Raw genomic sequence first — 17043 nt, forward strand, 5'->3', positions numbered from 1 at the left:
ATGAGCAGACAACGGAGGGCCGCCAGATGAGCATCGCCTCGGCCGAGATGACCACGTCCCTGCGACGGAACGCCGGACGCGCGGCGTCGCACGGCTACGGGGTCACGCCCGTCGACCGGCAGGACTTCGTCGGCACCAGCGTGCAGGGCAGGGCCCTGGCCACGTATCTGCGCACCACCGTCCGTCCGTTCCTGGGCCTCTGGGCCCAGACCCACTCGCTTCCCTGGCCCACCGGGCTCGTCGATCAGGCCGGGCGCCTGCTCCCGCCGGTGGGAACCACCCGCTGCACCCCGGTGAAGCTCGACAACTGCCGCGCCGAATGGGTTCACAGCGACCGTCCTCGCCGCCTCGGTCCCACCGGTCGGTCCGAGACTCCCCGTCGCCGCGCCGATCGGGACCGCGTGATCCTCTACCTCCACGGCGGTGCGTTCGTCGTGTGCGGACTCAACAGCCATCGACGCCTGACGTCGCGCATCGCCCACACCACGGGCGCCGACGTCCTGTCGATCGACTACCGCATGATGCCGCGCAACCCCATCTCGCACGCCGTCGAGGACGGCGTCGACGGCTATCGCTACCTGCTCGACTCGGGGTATTTGCCGGAACAGATCTTCATCGCGGGCGACTCCGCCGGTGGCTACCTGTCCTTCATGGTCTCGCTCGCGCTCACCTCGCTGGGGCTGCCCCAGGCCGGCGGCATCATCGCCCTCTCCCCCCTGACGGACCTCGATCCGAGCCGGAAGATGGCCCACCCCAACGCCGCCCGCTGCCCGGTGTTCCCGGCCGGTGCGGTCCCCGCGCTGACCGCGCTGGCGGACAGCGTGGAGGCGCGCATCGTCGTCGAAGGAAAGCGCGGACCGCGTGTCTGTCCGGTGAACGCCGATCTGAGCGACATGCCGCCGGTGCTGTTGCAGGTCGGGTCGAACGAGATGGTCTACGCGGACTCCGAACTCATGGCCGATCGCCTGGCCGAGGCCGGTGTCGACTGTCGACTTCAGGTGTGGGAGAACCAGGTTCACGTCTTCCAGGCCGCCGATTTCGTCCCCGAGAGCGGACGGGCCATTCGTGAGATCGCCGCGTTCGTCGACGAGCGTGTCGCCTCGCGGGGACGGACGTCCGCCATCCGGCCGGGCGCATAAGCGCCCCGGTACGGGTCACCGTCGGTTACATTCACGCGCATGGCAGTCAGTGGCAGCAGAGAAGTCGACATCGAGGCTCCCCCGGCGGACGTGCTCGCCGTGATCGCCGATCTGGAGGGCCTCCCCGCCTGGTCCTCCATCCACAAGAAGGTCTCGGTCCGAGAGCGTGACGACGCCGGTCGCCCGCTCGTCGCGGAAATGACGGTGGCCGTCATGGGCATCACGGACGAGCAGGTGCTGGAGTTCGCCTGGACCGACACGTCCGTGTCGTGGAAGGTCGTGGAGTCGACCCAGCAGAAATCCCAGACCGCACGCTACGACCTCACCGAGACCGACCGCGGCACCCACCTGACCTTCGAGATCACGCTCGACCCGAAGATCCCGGTCCCCGGTTTCATCGTCAAGCGTGGCACCAAGACGGTACTCGAAACCGCGACCGACGGGTTGCGCCAGCAGGTCGTCGGCTGAGCGGCACCGACTACCGAGACCGGGCGGCCAGAACCGCTTCGTAGAGAGCGCGTTTCGACACCGTGCCCGTTCCCTCGGCCTGCTCCTCGGCCGCCACGCGTGCGCAGGCGTCCTTCAAACCCACCCCCTGGCTCACCCACTTCTCCACCGCGTCGACCAGGTCCTCCGGATCGGCCGCGGTGGGCGTCGCTCCGGCGAGCACCACGGTGATCTCGCCCCGCACCCCCTCCGCGGCCCACTCGGCCAGGTCTGCGAGGGTGCCGCGCCGGACCTCCTCGTAGGTTTTGGTCAGTTCGCGACAGACGGCGGCGAGGCGCTGGGGACCGAGAACCTCCACGGCGTCAGCCAGGGTGTCGGCCAGGCGGTGCGGCGCCTCGAAGAACGCGACCGCACGCTGTTCGGCGACCAGCGTGCGCAGCCACGCCTGACGCGGACCCCGCTTGCGCGGAGGAAACCCGTCGAAGCAGAACCGCTCGACGGGCAGACCCGAGAGCGCCAGCGCCGTGGTCACCGCCGACGGTCCGGGCAGGCACGTCACCGGCAGATTCGCCTGCGCGCAGGCCGCCACCAGGCGGTACCCGGGATCGCTGACGGACGGCATCCCGGCGTCCGTCACCAGCAGCACCCGCTGCCCGGCACGAATCTCGTCGAGCAGACCGGGGATCCGATCGGTCTCGACCTGGTCGTAGAAGCTGACGACCCTCCCGGTGATCTGCACGCCGAGGGCCGATGCCAACGCCTTGGTGCGGCGGGTGTCCTCCGCCGCGACGACGTCCGCGGTGGCGAGCGCCTCCCGCAGCCGCGGCGAAGCGTCGTTCGGATCGCCCATGGGGGTGGCACCGAGGATCAGCACGGCCGTCCTCTCTCGTCGTCCGGTCGACCGGTCGGGCCCGGCGACACTCGTCCTCCCTAGCCTACGATCGAACGGTGACCCTGCTGACCGCGCGCACCGATCCGGCGCCACGGTCGACCCCGGCGGCCGTCGCCCCCGGCCCCCTGACGCCCGTCGAGACGTTCGGTCCCACCGATCGTCTGCGCGGCTGGGTGGTGACCGTCGTCGTCACGGCGATCGCGGCGGTCACACGCCTGGTGATGCTGGGCTACCCCACCGACGCCGGCACCCCCGTCTTCGACGAGAAGCACTACGCACCGCAGGGGTACCAGGTGCTCACCGGAGGCGGGATCGAGGACAACCCCGGCTACGGGCTGGTGGTGCACCCGCCCGTCGGCAAGCAGTTGATCGCCGTCGGGGAGGCCGTCTTCGGCTACACCGGGTGGGGCTGGCGTCTGTCGTCGGCCGTGTTCGGCATTCTTCTCGTCCTGCTGGTGGTCCGCATCGTGCGACGGATGACGCGCTCGACCCTCCTGGGCGCGATCGCCGGCCTCCTGCTGATCGTCGACGGCGTCGCCTTCGTCTCGTCCCGCGTGGGGATGCTCGACATCTTCATGACCCTCTTCGTCGTCGGTGCGTTCGGGGCGCTCGTCCGCGACCGTGACGACGTGCGCGAGCGGCTGGCTCGCGTCGCCGCGCAGGGCCGCATCGAGGCCTCTGCGCTCGGGCCCCGCCTCGGCGTGCGCTGGTGGCGTTTCGGCGCGGGCGTCCTGCTCGGCCTCGCCTGCGGCACGAAGTGGTCCGGGCTGTACTTCGTCGCCTTCTTCGGCCTGCTGGGCGTGGCGTTCGACCTCGCGGCCCGGCGGCGGTACGGAGTGGTCCGGCCGTGGCGCGGCACTGCCGTCCGCGACGTCGGCCCGGCCCTGTACGCACTGGTGGCCGTTCCCGTCGTCGTCTACCTCGCCACCTACGCCGGGTGGTTCGCCAGCGAGACGGGTGTCGACCGGCACGCCGTGGGCACCGACGTCGGTGCGGGAGGGCCGTTCTCGTTCGTTCCCGACGCCCTGCGCTCGCTCTGGTACTACAGCGGCAACGTCCTCGAATTCCATGCGGGCCTGACCAATTCGGCCGGTAACCGTCATCCGTGGGAGTCCAAGCCGTGGACGTGGCCGATGGGGCTGCGGCCGATGTTGTACTACTACGCCGACGGTGACACCGTCTCCGGCTGCGGTACGCCGGGCAGCTGCGTCAAAGCGGTGATGCTGATCGGGACGCCGGCCCTGTGGTGGCTCGCGCTGCCGATGCTGGCGTGGGCGCTGTGGTGCACGGTCGCGCGACGGGACTGGCGCTACGCCGCCGTGCTGGTCGGCTACGGCGCCGGCATCCTGCCCTGGTTCCTCTCGCTGGACCGGCAGATGTACTTCTTCTACGCGACCGCGCTCTCGCCGTTCCTCGTCATGGGCCTGACGTTGGTGATCGGGGACGTGATCGGCCGCGCCCGAACGGGACGGCGACGCACCCTCGGCCTCGCCCTGGCCTCGGGGTACGTCGCCGTCGCGATCGCGAACTTCGTGTGGTTGTGGCCCGTTCTCACCGGCCTGCCGATCACCGAGACGCTGTGGCAGCAGCAGTTGTGGCTGCCCAGCTGGCGGTGACGCTTCTTCGATCCGATCAGGCGCGGGACCGGGACCGCCCGCGCCCGAACACTCCGTCGAGGCTGAAGGACCCGGCGCCGACGACGGCCAGCAGGAGCGCGCCCGCACCCAGTCCGACCACCAGTTCCCAGCCGCCGTCGGTGACGAAGACGCCCTTGTCGAGGTGAACGAACACCAGTGCGCCGATCATGTCGATCAGGAGGAGCAGTCCGACCACCGGAGTGAGCAGACCCACGATCAGCAGTCCGCCGCCGACGAGCTCGACGAAGGTGGCGAAGTACGCGGAGAACGTCGGGAACGGGATGCCCATGCCCTCGAACCCGGCGGTCGTGGCGTCCAGTCCGTTGGTGTTCAGCTTCTGCCAGCCGTGGGCCACGAAGATGACGCCGAGGGCGACACGGGCGACCAGGGCGGCGAGGTCTCTGACGACAGGACTGTTCACGGGAGTTCCTTCGGGATCGGGGATGCGAGCGGGTCCACCGTGGCACAGTTGAGTTGAAGCGTCAACTTCGACCGACCATCGCGTCGCCGGGGACTACTGCGCCGCGTCGAACGCCGTCCGCACCCACCGCACGGCCTCGTCGTCCTCCACCCCGGCTCGACGCGCAGCTCGCGCGTACTCCGTCGCCGCGGTCTGCACAGCGGCGACGGCGGGGTCGTCCCCTGCGGCCACGAACGTGCCCGACCGGCCCCGCGTGACGACGACGCCGTCCTGCTCCAGCTCGCGGTACGCCTTCGCGACGGTGTTGGGGGCCAACCCCAGATCGGCCGCGAGGGCCCGCACCGTGGGGAGCCGGGAACCGGAGATGAGTACGCCGGAGCGCACACCCCGGACGATGCCCGAGCGCACCTGCTCGAAGGGAGCCTCGTCCGTCGACAGGTCGATCGGCAGACTCGCCCCGTGCGGGGCCTCACGCTGGGTCACGACTCCTCCTGCTGCATCATCCCGGTCCGGCGTCCCGGCCCGGCGTCATACTGGTGCGGTGACCGTCACCGTCTACCACAATCCCCGCTGCTCCACCTCGCGCACGGTCCTCGCCACGGTGCGCGAGTCCGGCGTCGAGCCCACCGTCGTGAAGTATCTCGAGACGCCGCCGGACGAGGCCACCCTCCGGCGCCTGATCGACGATGCCGGGCTCACGCCGCGCACCGCTGTCCGCACGCGCGAGAAGCTCTACGCCGAGCTCGGTCTGGCCGACGCGGACGACGAGACCGTGCTGCGTGCGATGCTCGAGCACCCGATCCTCATCGAGCGCCCCTTCGTCGTCTCGGACACCGGAACCGTCCTGGCCCGGCCGGCCGCCACGGTGTCGACCGTGCTCTGAGTAGTTCTCTCTCCGGCGCCGTCAGCTCCGCAGGCTGTCCCTCGACACCGGGCACGACATGCAGCGCGGTCCACCGCGGCCGGAGCCCAGCTCCGATCCCGCGATGCGCAACACCTCGATGCCCGACGCCTCGAGGCGGGCATTGGTCTCGACGTTGCGCTCGTAGGCGACGACCACCCCGGGCGCGAGGGCAAGAGTGTTGTTGCCGTCGTCCCATTGCTCGCGCTCGGCGGTGACGCTGTCGAGCCCGGTGTCGATGACGCGGAGTTTCCCGATGCCCATGGCGTCGGCAGCCGCGCCGAGGAACGGGTCGGCACCGGTGATGCTGACGCCGTCGTCCTCGCGGCGAATGGTGAAGGCCGACAGGGAGTCTCGGATCGCGGGGTACATCACGACGGCGTCGGTGTCGACCATGGTGCACACCGTGTCCAGATGCATCGACGCGCGCTCCTGGGCGATGGGCACCACCAACACGGTGTGCGCGAGGTCGTCGTCGAAGAGGCTGCGCGCCAACGCTTCCGCGCCGGCGGGGGTGGTCCGCTCCCCCACCCCGACGGCCACCACTCCGGGCGCGAGCAGCAGGATGTCGCCGCCCTCGACGGGTGCGGTGTGGGACTCGTAGGCGCGGCGGACGCCGAGGAAACGCGGGTGGAACGCGTAGACGATGTCGGTCAGCGACGTCTCCCGTGACCGCGCCCGCAGCGCGAGCGACGTGATGGCCACCCGCGAGCCGATCCAGAAGGACGAGTCGCGAGTGAAGAGCAGATTGGGCAGCGGCTCGATGACGAAGTCGGCGCCGTGGTGCATCCGCCGCACCAGCGAGATGCCGGCGCCGTCCCCGACCGGCAACTCGTCGAAGGTCATGCCCGCCATGAGGACCGTCGCCAACTCCGCCGCCGGAAGTCCCCGCAGGTAGGTGGTGAGATCGCGGGCGAGCACGTGGCCGAGCCGTCGTGGATCGACCGCCGCCGCCACGCCCTGCACTCGGGCCGCGCCGCTGTGGTCGAGCGTCTCGGTGAGCAGGTCGCCGAGCAGCAGCACCTCCACGCCGCGCGAGGCGAGCAGTTCGGCGAAGGCGTCGTGCTCGTCGCGGGCGCGGTCCACCCACGGCAGCCCGTCGAAGAGCAGCTGATCGTTGTTCCGTGGGGTCAGGCGACGCAGCTCGTCGCCGGGTCGATGCAGCAGCACCGTCCGCAGCGTGCCCACCTCGGAATCCGCCCCCAGCGGGGCGCCCGGCCTGTCGGGTGCGGTCATGCACCGACGGTAGTCCGTCGGTGCCGCCCTCACACGGCGGACGTCACTTCAACAGGCGGGTGAAGTAGTCGTTGGCCGCCTGCATCGCGATCTCGTACGGCAGGGCGAACTTGCGCTGCACCCAGAACGCGAAGCGAATGTCGTTGCCGGAGTAGACCAGGAAGTGCCCCCGCTCCATGCCGCGGAGGATGGCCAGGGCCACGTCCTGCGGTTCGGCGGCCCGGTCGTGGAAGTGGTCCTCGAGTCGGCGCACCTTCGGATCGGCGCGATCGACACCGGCGATGCGCACGGTCTCGACCAGTGGAGTACGGACCGCGCCGGGGACCACCAGCGAGACCCCGATGCCGTGCCGAGCGAGATCGAAGCGGAGCACCTCGGAGACGCCGCGCAGCCCGAACTTGCTGGCGCTGTAGGCCGCGTGCCATGGGAACGCCAGCAGGCCGGCCGACGAGGAGACGTTGACCAGGTACCCGCCGCGCCCGGCCGCGATCATCGCGGGGACGAAGGTCTGGATGACGTGGATCGGGCCCATGAGGTTGACCTCGACCAGCTGGCGCCACTGCTCGTGCGGCATGGTCTCCACGGTCCCCCACGCCGAGATCCCCGCGACGTTCATCACGACGTCGACGGCACCGTGCGCCGCGTGGACGTCCCCAGCGAAGGCGGCGACATCGTCGTACTGCGAGATGTCCAGCGCGCGAGAGAAGTCGACGACGCCACCACTCGCCTCGACGTCGCGCACCGTGGCGGCCAGGCCGGCCTCGTCGATGTCGGTGAGGATCAGGCGACCGCCGCGCTGCGCCACCGCCTGCGCGGTGGCCCGCCCGATTCCGCTGGCGGCACCGGTAACGAGCACGCGGCGGCCGTTCACCGTGCGCCGCTTCCGCGTCGCGCCGCGACCTCGCAGCCTGCCCAGGACCACCACCGGTTCACCCCTCCTCGTCCACCGCCGCGCGTGCCGGCGGCCGCGTCGACCCTACCGAGCCGACGCGTCCCGGCGGGCCGACTTGTCAGACGCACCAAAGGGGGCGAAACTCGGACGCACCATGGCACTCGTCTCGAAAGGCTTCGTCGGGCGTCGACGCGACGACGACGGCCGTACCCCACCGGGTCAGTATCTGACCAAGGATTTCCCCGTGCTCGCGATCGGGCCGTCACCGTCCGTCGCGACCGACACGTGGACGTTCCAGATCACCACCGAACGCGGCGAGAGCCGCACGTGGACGTGGGACGAGATGGCCGCGTTGCCGCACGAGCGGCCCACCGTCGACATCCACTGCGTGACCAAGTGGTCCAAGCTCGACACCACGTGGACCGGCGTCTCCCTCGACGTGCTCCTCGGCGGGCTCGAGAGCGACGCACAGTACGTCGTCGTGCACGGGTTCGACGGGTACACCACCAACCTCCCCCTCGAGGACCTCCTGGGCGGAAAGGCATGGCTGGTCACGGAATTCGACGGCGCGCCCCTCGCCCGCGAGCACGGAGGACCCGCGCGTCTGCTGGTGCCGCACCTCTATTTCTGGAAGTCCGCCAAGTGGGTCTCGCGCATCGAACTCACCGAGCAGAACGAGCAGGGATTCTGGGAACGCGGCGGCTACCACGATTACGGCGACCCCTGGCGCGAGCAGCGCTACCAGGGCGACTGATCGCCCCATGGCCACTGCCCTCTCCGGCGCCAAGCCCTGGCTGGTCGCCACCGTGGTCGAACGGCGTGCGGAAACGCCCACCGCCGCCACCCTCGTCCTCGACGTCGACGGGTGGACCGGTCATCACGCCGGACAGCACCTCGACGTCAAACTCACCGCCGAGGACGGATACAGCGCGCAACGCAGCTACTCGATCGCCTCGGCGCCCGACGGCACGCCGCGCATCGAACTCACGGTGCAGACCGTCGGCGACGGCGAAGTCTCGCCCTATCTCACGTCGGCGCTCGAACCGGGCGACCGAGTCGAGGTCCGCGGGCCCATCGGGCGCTGGTTCGTGTGGCGTCCCGCGGCGCCCACCGGCCCACCGTCCCCGCCGGTGCTGCTGGTGGGCGGCGGATCGGGCATCGTCCCGCTGCGCGCGATGGTCCGAGCCCGCACGGCGGCGGTGCCGTTCCGGGTGCTCTACTCGGTCCGCGAACCGGCCGAGGTGTACTACGCCGACGAGTGGGCGCACCCGCGCCCTGGTGTGGACGTCACGCTGATCCACACCCGGCGCGCTCCGGTCGCGTCACGCCGACCCGTCGGCCGGATCCAACCGGCGGACCTCGACGCCCACGGGTGGCCGGCCGAGTTCGAGCCCGACTGCTACGTCTGCGGACCGACGAGCTTCGTCGACGCCGTCGCGGACATGCTCGTCGACCGCGGACACGCCCCCGGCCGAATCCGCACGGAACGCTTCGGACCGAGCTGACGGCTCACGTCCGGGCTCAGAGCCGGGTGGCCATCTCCTCACGGAACTCGTTCACCGTGGCCTCCATGCGGTCGGCGTCCTCGGTCTCACCGCGACGTCGTGCGTCGTCGGCGCGGGACTGCATGACGGCGATGGCCTTGCGCAACTCCGCATCCGACATCCGGTGCGTGCTGTTCGTGGTGGCGGTGGGGTTCACGACGACCTCCTGACGGCTGATCTGCGACCTGCCGTCCAGTGTCCTCCGTCACATCGCGCCGCGCCAGAGGCCGCGCCGGGTCAGCTGCGGACGTCGGCCTCCGCGCGCGCGTCCTCCTGGCGACGAACGAAGCTCGACAGGCTGCGCGAGGCGAACTCGCGGAAGTACGGCAGCTTCGCCGGCGGCACCAACGACGGCAGGATGGTGTGCCAGACCTGCTCCATACGGACGGCGGCGCCGTCCAGACGAGCCGTGCCCTCGGCGACCATGAGAACGCCGCTGAGCATCTCGGACACGAGGCACGACGCCGTCTCCGCATCCAGCGAGTCGATGACGTCGCCGTGCTCGATGGCCCGTTCGAAGAGGTGGGAGAAGATGTTCTGCCATGTGGCGAAGACGCTGCCGCGGCTGGGATCCGGCGCGTCCACCTCGAGTTGCAGGCGGTACATGATGCGGACCAGGTTGTCCGTGTTGGCCAGATCGAGCACCGAGTACGTGATGCCGATGACGGATTCGAGTGCGGGCGAACGGCTGTCGACCATGCCGGAGCACGCGGCGGTCACTCGCTCACGGCCCTCGTCCACCAGTGCACGCGCCAGTTCCTCCTTGGAGGCGAAGTGGAAGTACAGCGCGCCCTTGGTCACTCCCGATTCGGCCGAGACCTGGCTGAGCGTCGCTGTCGCGTGACCGACGCGGAGGAAGAGATCGGCTGCCGCTCGCAGCGCTGCCGACCGTGTCGCCTCTGCCCGAAGTTGCCTGACCATCGTCCGTCTCCCCACTCTGCTCGCGTCCATCACCAGAGCGATGCTCGCGTGAATCCCGGAGCGAACGTTCTGCTCGCGGCCCGACGCCGCGTTCGCATAGTTTAGGCACAACAGTCCGAGAATCACGGATCGTGAATGGAAGACTGGATGGCGTCACAACAGCTACCGCGTGAAAACAATCGTCGATACCGATTCGCGGCGAGATACCGGTCACGGCGTCGGAAATTGACTCTCGATTTGAATTCGGTGAGGTTTCGAGCGGGACAGCGACGGCTACCGTAACAGCACGGACACGAAGATCTCCACGTTGCCGTCCGCCGCCAGACACTCGAATTCCGGCCCGCCGGCGCGCGTCACCCCACCGTCCGCGACGGCCTCCTCGACCTGCGACCACGCGTCCTCCGTGCGGTCGGGCAGGGTCATCGAGGCCTCGAAGACCGCGAACGCACCGGCGGGGACAGTGATGAACACGTCGCCCACCGGCACGTCCTCCACCTCGGACCGCGGGACGCCGACCACCGCGTTCGAGACGCCGCGCTGGTCCGGCAGGTACACCGTCCAGATGTCGGTACCCGCGGGCTCGCGTTCGCGGATGCGCTCGCGGAGAAACGTCACCAGATCGCTCGCGCTGCTCTCCGGTCCGGGCTCGACCCCCGGCGCGACCAGGCCGGCGACGATCGTGGTCGGCCGCGCCACCAGACGGAACGCCATCACCGGCTCCCGGAGGTGTCGACGGGCACGAACATCTCGATCTTGTACGCGTGCGGATACACTTCGAATTCACCGGTGTACGCGCGTCGAAAAGAACGGCTTTCCTCGGCGTGGGAAATGTCCTTCCAAATGGTTGTCAGGACTCTCGGAAAATTGCCCACGGCCGAGAACTTGGCATAGGTCCCGGCGGGAATTCGGGCCACCACGTGTCCGTCGCGCACGTCCCCGGCCGCGGTGCGATAACCGACGATCTGAGTGCTGTAGGAACCGATCGCCGGGACGTAGTCGGTATAGATCGACCCAAGCGGTTCTCCGATGTCCTGGTTGAGGATTCCCGACCAGGCACGTTCGAGATTCGTGTCGTAGAGAGACCCCAGGGCGCGTTTCGGGCTCCGGACGGGGAGTCCCGCGACCCACGTCTCCTCCAGATCCACGAATTCGACTGACATGACGTACTCCCGGGGACGAGGTGGCAACGCGCGACGTGATCACCCGCTCCTGACGCTCGGTTCGCCTTTCGGCCCCGCGCGACGGGACGAACCGAGATCGTGGAATCACGACGCGCCCACACCATACCGCGCAGAGTCCCGACAGAAGGGACCGCCCGTTACGAATCAGGCCATTCTCGATGCCACCGGAACCAACTCCGGCGCCGGCGGCACCGAACGGCGCGACTGCACCACCGCGGCGCCCGCGAGAATGGCTGCGCCGCCCGCGATCTGGGTGAGCGAGACCGTCTGCCCGAGCAGCCACCACGCCGAGAGGACAGCGCAGACCACCTCGAGCAGAGCCACCACCGACGCCGTCGACGCACCGAGGCGACGCGTTCCCATGATGCCGAAGACGTAGGCGAGCACACCGCTCACGGCGGCCAGGATCGCGGCCGCCACCCACCAGGGAGCGACGTGGCCGCCGAGGGCGACGTCCGTCGTCGACGCGCGAAGAGGGACCAGACCGACCACCCCGGCCACGGCCACGACCACCGAGCCGACGACGAGGCCGCCCGCCGAGAGCACCAACGGGTCGACGGCGTCGTCCTGGCGCGCGGAGATCACGAAGTAGAAGGCCAGGCACACGGCGGCGCCGAGGCCCCACGCCACGCCGATCGGGTCGAGCACGGCGCCCTCGAACACATCGAGCACCACCAGGGCGCCGCCGAACGCCAGGGCGACCCCGACCAGCGTCGTCGGATGCGGCCGTCGACGCGTCGTGGCCCACAGCCAGCCGATCACGAGCACCGGGCCCAGGTACTCGAGCATGAGCGCGACCCCCACCGAAAGATGCTGGATCGCGTTGAAGTAGCAGACCTGGGCGCCGGCCACGGCGATGACGCCGTAGGTGACGACGACGGCCGGGGCACGTCGGATCGCCGCCAGGGCGCGGCGGCGAACCAGCAGGACGATCGGGACCAGGAGGAGCGCACCGCCCACGATGCGGGCGAGGACGGCGGACTCGGGCGACCAGCCGGCGTCGGTCAGACCCTTGGCGATCGGCCCCGACATCCCGAACGAGACGGCGGAGATCAGCGCGAAGGCGAGGCCCGAGCGAGAGGAGAGCATGCGACGACCTTTCGACCCCACGGGGCATGTCACGACCGAACCGGTAGATTGGTCATGACAGTACGGTCGACCCGAGTCAGGAGTCAAATGCTTTTTGCTCATGACACCCGTGCGGCGCTGGTCTGGGCCGCCGCGCTGGTCAACACGGCCGCGAACGGCGAGGAGGGCCTCCCGGACGTCGCGGCCCTCACGGCCGTGCTCGACGAACACGAGTGGACCGGTCGACGGGACGGCACCGACGCCGAACTCGTCGCCGTGCGCTCGGTGCGGCCCGCGTGGCGGGAGCTGTGGGCGGAAACCGACGCGGACACCTTGGCGCCGCGGGTGAACGACCTGCTCGAAAGCTCGCGGGCACGACCCCGGTTGACCCGTCACGGCGACTGGGGCTGGCACCTGCACGTCAGCGACGACGACGCCCCGCTCGCCGACCGCATGAACGCCGAGCTGGCCGTCGCGCTCGCCGAACTGATCCGTGCCGACGAGCTCGGTCGACTGCGATTCTGCGAGTCGCCGGACTGCGACGCGGTGTTCGTCGACCTCTCGCGCAATCGCTCGAAGCGGTACTGCGACACGGGAAATTGCGGCAACCGCGCGAACGTCGCGGCGTACCGGGCGCGGAAGCGGGGCTGAGTCTGTCGGTGGGGTCTGCTTCCCTGTCTCGCATGGTCACTCGGGGTGGGGAGCCGGCGTTGCCGGAGGCATGCATCAGGTGGTGCGGGTCGCGGTCGTACGAGGTCGACGTGCTGGACGACATGGCGCACGTCGACCTCGAGTGGTGGAACCGCCATCTGCGGCAGCACCGCATTCCGGTGCACCTTCCCGGCCGCACCGCGGACGGTGCCTGGACGAGCGAGGGCGACGCCCATCTCCCCCGACGCGACCTCCGCGCGTCGGCGTCGACGTTGCGTCGGTACGGCGATCCGGAGTTGGTGCGCCTCTACCTCTGCCTCGCGTGGTTGGCCGGAACGCGCGAAGTCCGCCGCGTCCGGCGTTTCGCCGACGTCCGCGCGCTCGGCGTGCCGTCGCCGCTCGCGCCGATTCGCGACGGGCTGGCCATGTTCCGGCGAGAACCGGCGCTGGTGGACGTCGGCCCGCACCGCACCTGGTCGGGGTGGCCGCAGACCCCGGGCGTGGGACCGGTGCCCATGTCGCTCTACGCCTGGGCCGTGTGCGACGACGGGACCGCCGGCTGCCCGCAGGTGGTCGCACAGGACGGACTCTCCGCGCTGGTCCGACACGGGTGGTCGGAGAAACCCTCCATCGAGGGACTCACCCTGACGCGCTACCACCGCTACTGCAGCGTGCTCGAGCGTTGGGCTCGACAGGCGGCAGTCCGGCCCGAGCTGGTCGAGCTGTGGTTGGTGCGGTCGTGGCAGGACAGGGCGCCGACCCTCCACGACTCGGTGCCGCGGTTGATGTTCTGAGAGCCGAAGGCGGACACTGTCGACGATGTCAGGAGGGCGCATGATGACCGGAGACCGACACGATTGGACACCCGAGGAACGTCGCCGCGTCGCCGCTGCCGCTGCACGCGCCTCGATCACCATGCGTGAGCGTGATGGAGAAGTTGTTACTCAGTGGCTCCGCGACGTCGTGGACGGAAAGCCGATTTCCAAGGCGGACGTACCTAGCTGATCCAGCCTGGCGGTTTCATCCGACAGAACGCGAAGCCCGGACAGAACGAGAGCCGCTGCCCGACTCGCGGACAGCGGCTCTGATCTGGTGGAGCTGAGGGGAATCGAACCCCTGACCTTCTCGATGCGAACGAGACGCGCTACCAACTGCGCCACAGCCCCTGGTACTTCTGCCCGGCGGACCGGACGAGAAGAACTCTAGCAGCCCGTCCGGGCCGCTTGTGAACGCGTCCCTACTCTCCGGCCGCCCGACGCATCCGGACGTCGAGGTGCTCGTCGCCCACCGCGTCGTCGTAGTGGTCCAGGTGGTCGAAGGCCGGGTCCTCGTCGTCGACCTCGAGCACCACGGCGCCGGGGCGACGCAGACGCTCGGGGGTGAGGCGCAGCTCCGGATCGGTGGCCGACTCGACGCCGAGGCGGGAGCGCTGCAGGCGCTGCATCCGTCGTCGACGAATGTCTTCCTCGATGCGCACCTGACGGCGGAGGTAGAACAGGTACGCCCCCAGCCCGACGACGGTGACGCCGAAGACCCACCAGAACAGCGGCGCCGCAAGGAAACCCAGCGCTGCGGACATGCCGATGACGAACACGGAACCGAGAACCGCCCGCTGACGGAACGAGTAGCGAGCAGCGCGGGCGATGGCGTCGGCCTCGGGGTCGAAGCCGCCGCGACCGCGACGCCGGGGCACGAAGTCGTCGGCGAAGTACTCGTCGTCGTGCTCGGCCTCGTGCTCGTCGGTCTGCATGGCTTCCTCCGGATCGGGCGAGTCGGTGGGGTCGTCCGAGATGCGGACATCGCTGGAGTGCGTGTCGGTGGGTTCCCAGTCCGGGTCATTGCGGTGACCGGCGGCGGGTCCGCGCTCCCCTCGCAGAACCGCCCCACCCCGGTGGAGGACGCGGGTGGCGAGCGCGACGTCGGTGGTGCGGCGGATTCGAGGCCGCGACTTCACCAGCATGGGCACCAGCACGAACAGCCAGATGGCGACGAGGCCGATCCAGATCACCGAATTGGGCACGTACACCACCTCCTGCCGCCGAATGACACTCGTGTGAGATTCGCTCGTCAGCGTAGTGGGGGTGCCGCGACACGCCACGCCGACGCGCCGGGTCCGAGTGCACTCATGTCACATCAGTCACAGGAAGGACAGGCCCGCGCAGACCTACCGTGGCCAGGACGCCCGACCGCTCCGCACGAGCACGTCGCACACCGTCCCCGGCACCTCACCGACGGTCATGGCGACCAGCAGGTGGTCCCGCCAGGCCCCGTCGACGTCGAGGTAGCGCTTCAGCAGCCCCTCCTGGCGAAAGCCGACGTTCCGCAGAACCGCTTGCGACGCTTGGTTCTCCGGCCGCACGGTCGCCTCGATGCGGTGCAGCTTCGCCGGCCCGAAGCAGTGGTCCAAACCCATCGCGAGGGCGGCGGTGGCCACTCCCCCGCCGCCGGCGTCGCGCGCCACCCAGTACCCGATCCATGCGGAGCGCAGCGCGCCGCGCACGATGTTGCCGACGGTCAACTGCCCGCAGAAGGCGCCGTCGAGCTCGATCGCGAACGGCATCATGGTGCCGCGCCGGGCCTCCGAGCGCAGCGACGAGTACAGCGGCGGCCACGACGACATCGCGTGCCGAATCTCCCAGGGCGCTTCCCCGGTCGGCTCCCAGGGTTCGAGGTGGGCGCGATTGTCGAGCCGTGTCCGCGACCAGGCCGACGCATCCCGCAGTCGGACGGGTCGCACCGTCACCGACCCGGCGGACACCACGAGGGGTCCCAGTTTCGCCGGCCACCCGGGGTGAGCCGACCACGATCGCGCCATGGACCGAAAGCTACCGCTCAGCCCCGCTGCGCGAGGAAGGCGACCTCGACTTCTTCGCCGGTGCGCACCTCGGTGACGTCGGCGTCGACCATCACCAGACAGTTGGCCTCGGCGAGGGTCGCGAGGAGGTGGGACGAGCTGCCGGGCGCCCCGCCGAGTGCCTGGACCAGGTATTCGCCCGTCCCCTCGTCGCGCATGAGCTGGCCGCGCAGGTACGCGCGACGCCCGGCGATCGACGTGATCGGTCCGACGGTGCGGGCGGTGACGATGCGTCGCATCGGTTGCCGGCGGCCGAGCGCGATGCGTACCAGCGGACGCACCATCACCTCGAACACCACCAGCGCGCTGACGGGGTTGGACGGCAGGAGGAACGTGGGGACCTCGTCCCGGCCAAGCTGGCCGAAGCCCTGCACCGATCCCGGATGCATGGCGACGCGGCCCACCTCGATGTCGCCGAAATCCTCGAGCGCGGCGCGGACCGTGTCCGACGCGGTGCCGCCGACGGCACCGGCGATGACGACGATCTCGGACCGAATGAGCTGGCCCTCCACCACTTCTCGCAGTCGAGTGGGGTCGGAGGAGACGATGCCGATGCGGTTGACGTCGGCACCCGCGTCCCGTGCCGCGGCGGCGAGAGCGTAGCTGTTGACGTCGTACACCTGCCCCTGACCAGGGGTGCGTTCGATGTCGACGAGTTCCCCGCCGAGCGAGATCACCGACAGCCGCGGGCGGGGATGCACCAGCACCTTGTCCCGGCCGACGGCGGCGAGCAGGCCCACCTGCGCCGCCCCGATGATGGTTCCGGAGCGCACGGCGACGTCACCGGGTTGCACGTCGTCGCCGATGCGCCGCACGTAATCGCCGGACCGGACGGGAGCGAGGACCTTGATGCGGCCGCGCACCAGTTCGGCGTGGTCGGTCGGGAGGACGGCGTCGGCGAGGGTGGGCAGCGGAGCGCCGGTGTCGACGCGGACCGCCTGGCGCGGCTGGAGCCGAATGGGTTGACGCGAGCCGGCGGCGACGTCGCCGACGACGGGCAACGTGATGTCCACCGGCTCGTCGTTCTCGTCGACGGCGGATCCGGCGGCCGCGATGTCGACGCTACGAACGGCGTACCCGTCGATGGCGGCCTGATCGAAGCCGGGCAGTGGGCGCTCGGTGACCACTTCCTCCGCGCAGAGCAGGCCCTGCGCCTCGGAGATGGCGACCCGCACCGGCCGGGGAGCTACCGCCGCAGCCGTCACTCTCGACTGCTGCTCTTCGACCGAGCGCATCCGCACCTTCCATCCGTCGACCGG

General features: G+C 70.0%; 21 protein-coding genes and 1 tRNA gene. 8 read left to right on the forward strand and 14 right to left on the reverse strand.

Annotation, left to right across the window (positions count from 1 at the left end):
• Nucleotides 1-47 precede the first annotated feature (47 nt).
• The gene (locus tag BMZ18_RS14895; RefSeq protein ID WP_068365129.1) at nt 48-1139 is read left to right on the forward strand and encodes an alpha/beta hydrolase; all 1092 of its coding nucleotides are present in this window, start codon (nt 48-50) and stop codon (nt 1137-1139) included.
• Nucleotides 1140-1178: 39 nt separating this feature from the next.
• Nucleotides 1179-1607 carry an SRPBCC family protein gene (locus BMZ18_RS14900; protein WP_068102648.1) on the forward strand — a complete coding sequence of 143 codons (429 nt, stop codon included), beginning with the start codon at nt 1179-1181 and terminating at the stop codon, nt 1605-1607.
• 10 nt (nt 1608-1617) lie between these two features.
• Here BMZ18_RS14900 and rsmI read toward each other — a convergent pair whose 3' ends face one another.
• On the reverse strand, nt 1618-2436 hold the full coding sequence (gene rsmI, locus BMZ18_RS14905) for a 16S rRNA (cytidine(1402)-2'-O)-methyltransferase (RefSeq protein WP_068365126.1): 819 nt from the start codon (nt 2434-2436) through the stop codon (nt 1618-1620).
• Nucleotides 2437-2534: 98 nt separating this feature from the next.
• On the opposite strand from rsmI, the gene BMZ18_RS14910 reads away from it, so the two are divergent.
• Nucleotides 2535-4094: a dolichyl-phosphate-mannose--protein mannosyltransferase gene (locus tag BMZ18_RS14910; protein WP_068365027.1), complete on the forward strand. Its 1560-nt coding sequence runs from the start codon at nt 2535-2537 to the stop codon at nt 4092-4094.
• A 16-nt stretch (nt 4095-4110) separates the two neighbouring features.
• Here BMZ18_RS14910 and BMZ18_RS14915 read toward each other — a convergent pair whose 3' ends face one another.
• Both BMZ18_RS14915 and BMZ18_RS14920 read right to left on the reverse strand, forming a co-directional pair.
• Entirely contained in the window at nt 4111-4536 is a 426-nt protein-coding gene (locus BMZ18_RS14915; RefSeq protein WP_068365024.1) for a DoxX family protein, read from the reverse strand.
• Between the two features lie 93 nt (nt 4537-4629).
• On the reverse strand, nt 4630-5019 hold the full coding sequence (locus BMZ18_RS14920; RefSeq protein WP_235606294.1) for a GntR family transcriptional regulator: 390 nt from the start codon (nt 5017-5019) through the stop codon (nt 4630-4632).
• A gap of 58 nt (nt 5020-5077) precedes the next feature.
• On the opposite strand from BMZ18_RS14920, the gene arsC reads away from it, so the two are divergent.
• Nucleotides 5078-5419, forward strand: coding sequence for an arsenate reductase (glutaredoxin) (arsC, locus tag BMZ18_RS14925; protein ID WP_068102654.1), 342 nt, complete (start codon nt 5078-5080; stop codon nt 5417-5419).
• Between the two features lie 21 nt (nt 5420-5440).
• Here the strand turns inward: arsC and arcA are convergent, their stop codons facing one another.
• Both arcA and BMZ18_RS14935 read right to left on the reverse strand, forming a co-directional pair.
• Complete coding sequence (gene arcA, locus BMZ18_RS14930) at nt 5441-6673, reverse strand: arginine deiminase (protein ID WP_068102656.1); 1233 nt, start codon at nt 6671-6673, stop codon at nt 5441-5443.
• Between the two features lie 43 nt (nt 6674-6716).
• Complete coding sequence (locus BMZ18_RS14935; protein WP_068106145.1) at nt 6717-7580, reverse strand: SDR family oxidoreductase; 864 nt, start codon at nt 7578-7580, stop codon at nt 6717-6719.
• Between the two features lie 139 nt (nt 7581-7719).
• Between BMZ18_RS14935 and BMZ18_RS14940 the strand changes: the two genes are divergently transcribed.
• Both BMZ18_RS14940 and BMZ18_RS14945 read left to right on the forward strand, forming a co-directional pair.
• The gene (locus tag BMZ18_RS14940) at nt 7720-8319 is read left to right on the forward strand and encodes a sulfite oxidase-like oxidoreductase (RefSeq protein ID WP_068365021.1); all 600 of its coding nucleotides are present in this window, start codon (nt 7720-7722) and stop codon (nt 8317-8319) included.
• Nucleotides 8320-8326: 7 nt separating this feature from the next.
• Nucleotides 8327-9070, forward strand: coding sequence for a ferredoxin reductase (locus BMZ18_RS14945; RefSeq protein WP_068102660.1), 744 nt, complete (start codon nt 8327-8329; stop codon nt 9068-9070).
• A gap of 16 nt (nt 9071-9086) precedes the next feature.
• Here the strand turns inward: BMZ18_RS14945 and BMZ18_RS14950 are convergent, their stop codons facing one another.
• The 5 genes from BMZ18_RS14950 to BMZ18_RS14970 all read right to left on the reverse strand — a co-directional run bounded on the left by BMZ18_RS14950 (nt 9087) and on the right by BMZ18_RS14970 (nt 12300).
• On the reverse strand, nt 9087-9266 hold the full coding sequence (locus BMZ18_RS14950; protein WP_068102662.1) for a hypothetical protein: 180 nt from the start codon (nt 9264-9266) through the stop codon (nt 9087-9089).
• An 80-nt stretch (nt 9267-9346) separates the two neighbouring features.
• Nucleotides 9347-10030, reverse strand: coding sequence for a TetR family transcriptional regulator (locus BMZ18_RS14955; protein WP_068365020.1), 684 nt, complete (start codon nt 10028-10030; stop codon nt 9347-9349).
• 273 nt (nt 10031-10303) lie between these two features.
• A complete protein-coding gene (locus BMZ18_RS14960) occupies nt 10304-10741 on the reverse strand; it encodes an effector binding domain-containing protein (protein ID WP_082895135.1) in 438 nt (145 codons plus the stop codon).
• A complete protein-coding gene (locus BMZ18_RS14965; protein WP_068365015.1) occupies nt 10741-11190 on the reverse strand; it encodes a GyrI-like domain-containing protein in 450 nt (149 codons plus the stop codon). Before BMZ18_RS14965 ends, BMZ18_RS14960 begins: the two co-directional genes overlap by 1 nt.
• A gap of 165 nt (nt 11191-11355) precedes the next feature.
• Nucleotides 11356-12300: an EamA family transporter gene (locus BMZ18_RS14970; RefSeq protein ID WP_068365012.1), complete on the reverse strand. Its 945-nt coding sequence runs from the start codon at nt 12298-12300 to the stop codon at nt 11356-11358.
• Nucleotides 12301-12387: 87 nt separating this feature from the next.
• On the opposite strand from BMZ18_RS14970, the gene BMZ18_RS14975 reads away from it, so the two are divergent.
• Together BMZ18_RS14975 and BMZ18_RS14980 are read left to right on the forward strand one after the other, a co-directional pair.
• Nucleotides 12388-12930, forward strand: coding sequence for a CGNR zinc finger domain-containing protein (locus tag BMZ18_RS14975; protein WP_068365011.1), 543 nt, complete (start codon nt 12388-12390; stop codon nt 12928-12930).
• Between the two features lie 32 nt (nt 12931-12962).
• On the forward strand, nt 12963-13724 hold the full coding sequence (locus BMZ18_RS14980) for an 8-oxoguanine DNA glycosylase OGG fold protein (RefSeq protein WP_068365009.1): 762 nt from the start codon (nt 12963-12965) through the stop codon (nt 13722-13724).
• A 296-nt stretch (nt 13725-14020) separates the two neighbouring features.
• Here the strand turns inward: BMZ18_RS14980 and BMZ18_RS14985 are convergent.
• The 4 genes from BMZ18_RS14985 to glp all read right to left on the reverse strand — a co-directional run bounded on the left by BMZ18_RS14985 (nt 14021) and on the right by glp (nt 17019).
• Nucleotides 14021-14096 (reverse strand) — tRNA-Ala (locus BMZ18_RS14985).
• A 71-nt stretch (nt 14097-14167) separates the two neighbouring features.
• The gene (gene sepX, locus BMZ18_RS14990) at nt 14168-14950 is read right to left on the reverse strand and encodes a divisome protein SepX/GlpR (protein ID WP_068365120.1); all 783 of its coding nucleotides are present in this window, start codon (nt 14948-14950) and stop codon (nt 14168-14170) included.
• A gap of 144 nt (nt 14951-15094) precedes the next feature.
• Nucleotides 15095-15745: a GNAT family N-acetyltransferase gene (locus tag BMZ18_RS14995; protein WP_068102674.1), complete on the reverse strand. Its 651-nt coding sequence runs from the start codon at nt 15743-15745 to the stop codon at nt 15095-15097.
• Nucleotides 15746-15762: 17 nt separating this feature from the next.
• On the reverse strand, nt 15763-17019 hold the full coding sequence (gene glp / locus BMZ18_RS15000; RefSeq protein ID WP_068102676.1) for a molybdotransferase-like divisome protein Glp: 1257 nt from the start codon (nt 17017-17019) through the stop codon (nt 15763-15765).
• Nucleotides 17020-17043: the final 24 nt, after the last annotated feature.

It is taken from the genome of Rhodococcoides kroppenstedtii (genome assembly GCF_900111805.1).
Classification (GTDB): domain Bacteria; phylum Actinomycetota; class Actinomycetes; order Mycobacteriales; family Mycobacteriaceae; genus Rhodococcoides; species Rhodococcoides kroppenstedtii.